Source organism: Spirillospora sp. NPDC046719 (assembly GCF_040645715.1).
In the GTDB taxonomy this organism is placed as follows: Bacteria; Actinomycetota; Actinomycetes; order Streptosporangiales; family Streptosporangiaceae; genus Spirillospora.
Window position 1 is genome coordinate 21,040 of sequence record NZ_JBEYYT010000094.1, and the last position, 6,148, is coordinate 27,187.

The window sequence follows — 6,148 nt, forward strand, 5'->3', positions numbered from 1 at the left end:
ATGGGCAAGAAGGCTCTGATCATCGTGGACGTGCAGAACGACTTCTGCGAGGGCGGGTCGCTCGCCGTCGCGGGCGGCGCGGGCGTGGCCACGGCCATCTCGGGCCACGTGGCGGCGCGGGGCGGCGACTACGCGCACATCGTCGCGACCCGCGACTTCCACCTCGACCCCGGCGGCCACTTCTCCGACCATCCCGACTTCGTCGACAGCTGGCCCCCGCACTGCGTGATCGGCACCCCGGGCGCCGACTTCCACCCCAACCTGGCGCTCGCCCCCATCGAGACGGTGTTCAGCAAGGGCCGCGAGACCGCCGCCTACAGCGGCTTCGAGGGCGTCTCCGACGACGACGTCCCGCTCGGCGACTGGCTCGCCTCCCGCGGCGTCGACGCCGTCGACGTCGTCGGCATCGCCACCGACCACTGCGTCCGCGCCACCGCCGTCGACGCGGCCCGGGCCGGCCTGCGCACCACGGTCCTGCTCGACCTGACGGCGGGCGTCGGCAAGGCCACCGTCGGCCGCGCCCTGGACGAGCTCGGGCGCGAGGGCGTCGCCCTCTCCGGCGACCCGGTCGTGAGCGGCGACTGAACGTGAGCACTGCCCCCGAAATGAGCACTCCCCCTGAGACGAGCACTCCCCCCGGCGTCGAAGTGATCCTGGTCGCCGGCGTGTCCGGCAGCGGCAAGTCCACCGTCGGCGGCCTGCTCGCCGAGCGGCTCGGCTGGGACTACGCCGAGGCCGACGCGTTCCACTCCCCCGCGAACATCGCGAAGATGCGGGCCGGGCATCCGCTGACCGACGCCGACCGCGCCCCCTGGCTGCGCGCGATCGCCGCGTGGATCGACGACCGGCTCGAGACCGGGCGGCCCGGCGTCGTCAGCTGCTCGGCGCTGAAGCGCGCCTACCGCGACCGGCTCACGGGCGGGCGGCCCGCCGTCCGCACCGTGATGCTCGACGGCGACCGCGACGTCATCGCCGCGCGGATGCGCGCGAGGCACGGCCACTTCTTCGGCGCCGGCCTGCTGGACAGCCAGTTCGCCGACCTGGAGCGGCCCGCCCCGGACGAGCACGTCCTGACCGTCCCCATCACCGACTCCCCCGAGGAGACGGTCGACCGCATCGTCAAGGCCCTGGACCTGGCACCGCTGCACTGACCCCGCGACGCGCCCGCCGTCGGCGCGGGCGACACCCTCGGCGTCCGGCCTCAGGCGCGCTTGGCGGCCCACTCGCGGATCTTGCTGATCCGCTTGCGGATCTCCTCCGCGCTGGCCTGCGGGACGGCCGGCCCGCCGCACGCCGTGCGGAGCTGGCTGTGGATCACGCCCTGCGGCTGGCCGGTGCGGTGGTTCCACGCGTTGACCAGGCCGTTCAGCTCCTTGCGCAGGGCGTGCAGGTCCTCGGCGGCGGTGCGGTCGGCGCGCGGGTCGCCGGTCTTGCGGCGGCGCTCGTTGGCGATCTGGTCGGCCTGCCGCTTGCGCAGCAGCTGCGTCACCTGCTCGGGCTCCAGCAGGCCGGGGATGCCGAGGAACTCCTCCTCCTCGGCGGAGCCCGGCTGGGCCTGCATGCCGAACTCGCCGCCGTCGTACAGGACGCGGTCGAACGTCGCGGACGCCTCGACCGTCTCGAACGGCAGCTCCTCGCCGACGTCCGGGGTGTCCTGCTTGCGGTTGGCCTCGGCGAGCAGGTCGTCGTCGAGGCCGTCCTCGCGGACGGGCCGCTCGAGGACGTGGTCGCGCTCCTCCTCCAGCTCGGCGGCGTGCCCCATCAGCGTCGGCACCGACGGCAGGAACACCGACGCCGTCTCGCCGCGCTTGCGGGCGCGGACGAAACGGCCGATCGCCTGCGCGAAGAACAGCGGCGTGCTGGTGGACGTGGCGTAGACGCCGACCGCGAGGCGCGGGATGTCGACGCCCTCCGACACCATCCGGACCGCGACCATCCACCGGTCGTCGGTCTCGCTGAACGCCTTGATCTTCTTGGACGCGGTCGGGTCGTCCGACAGCACGATCGTCGCGCCCTGCCCGGTGACCGCGCGGAGCATCTTGGCGTAGGCGCGGGCGGCCTCGTGGTCGGTGGCGATGACCAGCCCGCCCGCGTCCGGGATGGCGCGGCGCAGCTCGGTGAGGCGGCGGTCGGCGGCGGCGATGACCTGCCTGATCCAGTCGCCCTTGGGGTCGAGCGCGGCCCGCCACGCCTGCGCGGTCTGGTCCTGGGTGAGCGGCTCGCCGAGCGTCGCGGTGATCTCGTCGCCGGCGCGGGTGCGCCAGCGCATCTCGCCCGCGTACGCCAGGAAGATCACCGGCCGGACGACCCCGTCCGCGAGCGCCGGGCCGTAACCGTAGGTGTAGTCGGCCTGGCTGCGCTTGATCCCGTCCGGGCCCTCCTCGTAGCGGACGAACGGGATCGGGTTGATGTCGGTGCGGAACGGGGTGCCCGACAGCGCGAGCCGCCGCGTCGCCGGCTCGAACGCCTCCCGGACGGCGTCGCCCCAGGACAGGCCGTCGCCCGCGTGGTGCACCTCGTCGAAGATCACCAGGGACTTGCGCGACTCGGTGCGGTTGCGGTGCAGCGCCGGGCGCGCCGCGACGGTCGCGTAGGTGACGGCGACGCCGTGGAAGTCCTTGCCGACCGGGCCGTCGCCGTTCTGGTACTCCGGGTTGATCTTGATGCCGACGCGGGCGGCGGACTCCGCCCACTGCCGCTTCAGGTGCTCGGTCGGGCAGACGATCGTGATCGCGGCGACGATCCTTCGCTCCATCAGCTCCCGGGCCAGCCGCAGCGCGAACGTCGTCTTACCGGCGCCGGGCGTCGCGACGGTGAGGAAGTCGCGCGGGCCCGGCTGCTGCCCGTCCGTGCCGAAGTAAGCCTCCAGCGCCTGCTGCTGCCAGGCGCGCAGGGATTGCGCGGTCCCCCAGGCGGCCCGCTCGGGGAACGCGGGGGGCATGCTCGATGCGGCGAAGGTGCTCACGGTCATAGCAGGCTACCGAGCCCCACCGACAGATCGCGCCGCCCCGGCCCCTCCTGTGCCGCGATCCACACTCCCGCGCTCTCGCGCGCCGCCCTGGCCGCGCCCGTTCCCCGCCGCCCGGTAGGCGGCCCACGCGGCGCGGATGCGGCGGCCCTGACCTGGGGTGAACTGCCGCATGCAGGAGTCGAACCCGTAGTTCATGAAGTTGTGCACCGGGTCTTCGCCGCGCTGCGGGCAGCTGTCCTTGTAGTCAGGGCACCCTTGCGCGGGGGAAGCCTCGTACGGGGTGTCGGACACCCCGTCCCCGGGCGGCGTGCACCCGCCCTGGAACGTATGCAGCAGCCCCAGCCAGTGCCCGATCTCGTGGACGGCCGTGTAGCCGCGGTTGAAGCGCCGGTAGGAGCCGTGCGGGAGGCTGCGGTAGTCGATGACGACGCCGTCCATGCGCGGGCTCTTGCGGTACCACTGCGGGAAGGTCGAGAACCCGAGGACGTCGCTGCCCACGGCCGCCGTGTAGAGGTTGAGCGTGCCGCGCCCGCCCCTGCGCAGCTTGCGCTTGATGCCGCTCTGGTACTTCCGCGGGTGGGAGAACCAGGCGGCCTTGTTCGTCACGTCGTAGCCGGCGAGGTGGAACCGCACGCCGGTGTCGGCGCCGCCCGTCCGCCCGCTGTACGCCGCGTTCAGGGTGGCGATCTGGCTCCGGACGGCCGCCCCGGACAGCCGCCCCGTCCGCCCGGCGGCGAGGACGTGGAAGCGCACCGGGATCACCAGCGCCCGCCGCCTCGCCGCATCGGACCGCCTCGCGTCGGACCGTCCCGCGTCGGCGCGTCTCGCATCGGACGGCGCCGCGTCCGACCGGCCGTCCGACCGCAGCGCGTCGAGACGCGCCTCGTCCGCCGTGCCGTAGCGCTCGCGGAGCGTCCTGCGCAGGTCCCCGAGCATCGCGACGACCTGGCCGCGGCTCAGCTCCCCGCCCGCGTCGCGCGGGTGGGCCGCCCGGGCCGCGGCGCCCCGCCCGCACCCGTCCTCCCCCGCCGCGCCGATCTTCCCCGCCGCGCCGGACGTCCTCATGACGCCGGCCGTCCGCACGGTCCTGGCCCGCGCACGCGGGCCGTCACTCATCGAACTCGACACCGCACACGCTGTGACCGTCAGTGCGCACAGCGAAACCCCGGCGAACCGCCGCATCTGTCCCCCGTATGTCCCCGTTTGGAAAGCTGATCTGGAAAAGCAGGTGTGGAAACGCGAAAGCCCCGCGGTGGCGCGTCCGCCCTCCTGGCGAACCTGACCGCGGGACCGTCACGGGGGCGCGCGGGCCGTACGGCCCGGCGCCCTCATCCGGCTCTCAGCCGGCCGTCACTCGTCGCCCTTGTCCCCGCCCGGCTGCATGGACTCGTAGATCTCCTTGCACTCCGGGCAGACCGGGTACTTCTTCGGGTCCCGGTTCGGCACCCAGACCTTGCCGCACAGCGCGATCACCGGCGTGCCGGTCACCGCGCTCTCGGTGATCTTGGCCTTCTTCACGTAGTGGGCGAACCGCTCGTGGTCGCCGTCACCATGCGAGAGGTCCGGCCGGACGTCCTGCTGGGTGTCGCTGTCGGGAAGGATCCTCGTACTCACGTCATCACCTTAGTTCAGCGTCGGGTCCTCGGGGAAAGTGGAGACGAACGCCAGGTCACCGCCCTGCCGGCGGAGCACCTCCTGCCACAGCCGGTCCGGGTCCCCGGCGAACACGTCGCCCGCCTCGGCCGGCACCAGGTACCAGGCGCCGTCCTCGATCTCGCCGCGCAGCTGCCCGGCCGACCAGCCGGCGTACCCGGCGAACACCCGCAGCTGCAGCAGCTCCGGCGCCAGCAGCCCGGGCGGCGCCTCCAGGTCGACCAGGCCGACCCGGGCGACCTCCGAGCCGCCCTCCAGCGCCCGCCAGCCGAGCGGCTCGTCCTCGCCCGGCAGGCGGGCCAGGGCGAGCGCGTTGTCCAGCGCGACCGGGCCGCCCTGGAACACCACCGACGGGCCCGTCACCAGCTCGGCCCACGGCGGCAGCACCCGGTCGACCGGGATCTCGGTCGGCCGGTTCAGGACAACCCCCAGCGTGCCCCCGTCCATGTCGTGCTCGACCACCAGGACGACGCTGCGCCTGAAGTTGGGATCCTCCAGTTGAGGTGTCGCGACCAGCAGAAGCCCCACCCTGATGCCGTCTTCCATGGGTTCCATCATGCGTTGCGCGGACCTCCCACGGCACGTCCCCCCGCTCGTTAGCCTGTTAGGCATTCCTAGCGATGGGGATATCGGCACCACAACCGCCTAGGTTAAGAATGATCCAGGATCACCCGGCCGCCCGCTCAGCCCGGACCCCCCGAGACCCCCGGGGCGACCGCCCGAAGGGCGGATGAGGAGGACAGCGATGCAGTTGCCCAGGGTCATCATCGCCGCAGTGTTTCTCGTCATCGGGGGGCTGATCGCCGTCCCGGCCCTGATGAAGTCGTCGGGCTCCGGCGCGCGGGCGTCCTCCACCACCTCCACGTCGGCGAGTCCGAGCCCCAGCGGCTCGGGGACGTCCCCCTCGCCGACGAAGACGACCCACAAGCCGTCCAAGACGCCGACGAGGACGCCGACGAGCACGGCCGCGCCGCAGCCCGTCAGCGCCACCATCGGCTCGGTGTCCTGCCCGTCGCGGTCCGTCCGCGTGACCGTCCGCAACACCGGGACGCAGCGCGAGGACTTCACCGTCCTCAAGAACGACGACAGCGCGACCGTCCCCGCCACCGTCTCCCCCCACGACAGCAGGACCGTGACGGTCGAGCTGAAGGAGGACCGGCGGACGCTCGTCCAGGTCGACTGGGCCAACAAGCAGATCGAGACCCGCTCGCTCACGGCGAACTGCAAGCACGCGGGCGCCGCGCCGCACAAGACCGCGCCGACCAAGCTGCCGCACACCGGCCCGGACACCGTCCTGTGGGCCCGGGCCGCGACCGGCGTCGGCGTGATGCTCACCGGCGTGGTCATCTTCTGGTACGGCGGGATCTGGCCCCGCCGCCGCGACCAGGTCTTCGCGAAGAAGACCGACTGAACCGGCCGAGCCGGCCGGTCCGGCGGGGGGGGGCCGAGCCGGGCGCGGGGGGGGGGGGGTCGGCGCGGGGGGGGGGGGGGGCGCGGGGGGCCGCGGGGCGGGGGCGCGGGCCC

General features: G+C 73.6%; 7 protein-coding genes. 3 read left to right on the plus strand and 4 right to left on the minus strand.

The annotated features are described in order from the left end of the window. Window positions 1-585, plus strand: a complete 585-nt coding sequence (locus ABZ914_RS18265) for an isochorismatase family protein (protein ID WP_500194184.1) — start codon at window positions 1-3, stop codon at window positions 583-585. 20 nt (window positions 586-605) lie between these two features. Beyond that, window positions 606-1,151, plus strand: a complete 546-nt coding sequence (locus ABZ914_RS18270) for a gluconokinase (RefSeq protein WP_500194186.1) — start codon at window positions 606-608, stop codon at window positions 1,149-1,151. Window positions 1,152-1,201: 50 nt separating this feature from the next. On the opposite strand, the gene ABZ914_RS18275 is transcribed toward ABZ914_RS18270, so the two are convergent. The 4 genes from ABZ914_RS18275 to ABZ914_RS18290 all read right to left on the minus strand — a co-directional run bounded on the left by ABZ914_RS18275 (window position 1,202) and on the right by ABZ914_RS18290 (window position 5,170). After that, a complete protein-coding gene (locus ABZ914_RS18275; RefSeq protein WP_433155631.1) occupies window positions 1,202-2,941 on the minus strand; it encodes a DEAD/DEAH box helicase in 1,740 nt (579 codons plus the stop codon). A 36-nt stretch (window positions 2,942-2,977) separates the two neighbouring features. Then, a complete protein-coding gene (locus tag ABZ914_RS18280; RefSeq protein ID WP_500194188.1) occupies window positions 2,978-4,036 on the minus strand; it encodes a zinc metalloprotease in 1,059 nt (352 codons plus the stop codon). Window positions 4,037-4,321: 285 nt separating this feature from the next. After that, window positions 4,322-4,585: a DUF3039 domain-containing protein gene (locus ABZ914_RS18285; protein WP_190868722.1), complete on the minus strand. Its 264-nt coding sequence runs from the start codon at window positions 4,583-4,585 to the stop codon at window positions 4,322-4,324. Window positions 4,586-4,594: 9 nt separating this feature from the next. Then, window positions 4,595-5,170: a YqgE/AlgH family protein gene (locus ABZ914_RS18290; protein WP_433234051.1), complete on the minus strand. Its 576-nt coding sequence runs from the start codon at window positions 5,168-5,170 to the stop codon at window positions 4,595-4,597. Between the two features lie 199 nt (window positions 5,171-5,369). Between ABZ914_RS18290 and ABZ914_RS18295 the strand changes: the two genes are divergently transcribed. Then, window positions 5,370-6,035, plus strand: a complete 666-nt coding sequence (locus ABZ914_RS18295) for a hypothetical protein (RefSeq protein WP_500194190.1) — start codon at window positions 5,370-5,372, stop codon at window positions 6,033-6,035. The last annotated feature ends 113 nt before the right edge of the window (window positions 6,036-6,148 follow it).

Bases quoted from the DNA above. Each gene is read 5' to 3' on its own strand.
- ABZ914_RS18265 (WP_500194184.1), top strand. From the start codon at position 1: ATGGGCAAGAAGGCTCTGATCATCGTGGACGTGCAGAACGACTTCTGC.
- ABZ914_RS18270 (WP_500194186.1), top strand. From the start codon at position 606: ATGAGCACTCCCCCTGAGACGAGCACTCCCCCCGGCGTCGAAGTGATC.
- ABZ914_RS18275 (WP_433155631.1), bottom strand. From the start codon at position 2,941: ATGCCCCCCGCGTTCCCCGAGCGGGCCGCCTGGGGGACCGCGCAATCC.
- ABZ914_RS18280 (WP_500194188.1), bottom strand. From the start codon at position 4,036: ATGAGGACGTCCGGCGCGGCGGGGAAGATCGGCGCGGCGGGGGAGGAC.
- ABZ914_RS18290 (WP_433234051.1), bottom strand. From the start codon at position 5,170: ATGGAAGACGGCATCAGGGTGGGGCTTCTGCTGGTCGCGACACCTCAA.
- ABZ914_RS18295 (WP_500194190.1), top strand. From the start codon at position 5,370: ATGCAGTTGCCCAGGGTCATCATCGCCGCAGTGTTTCTCGTCATCGGG.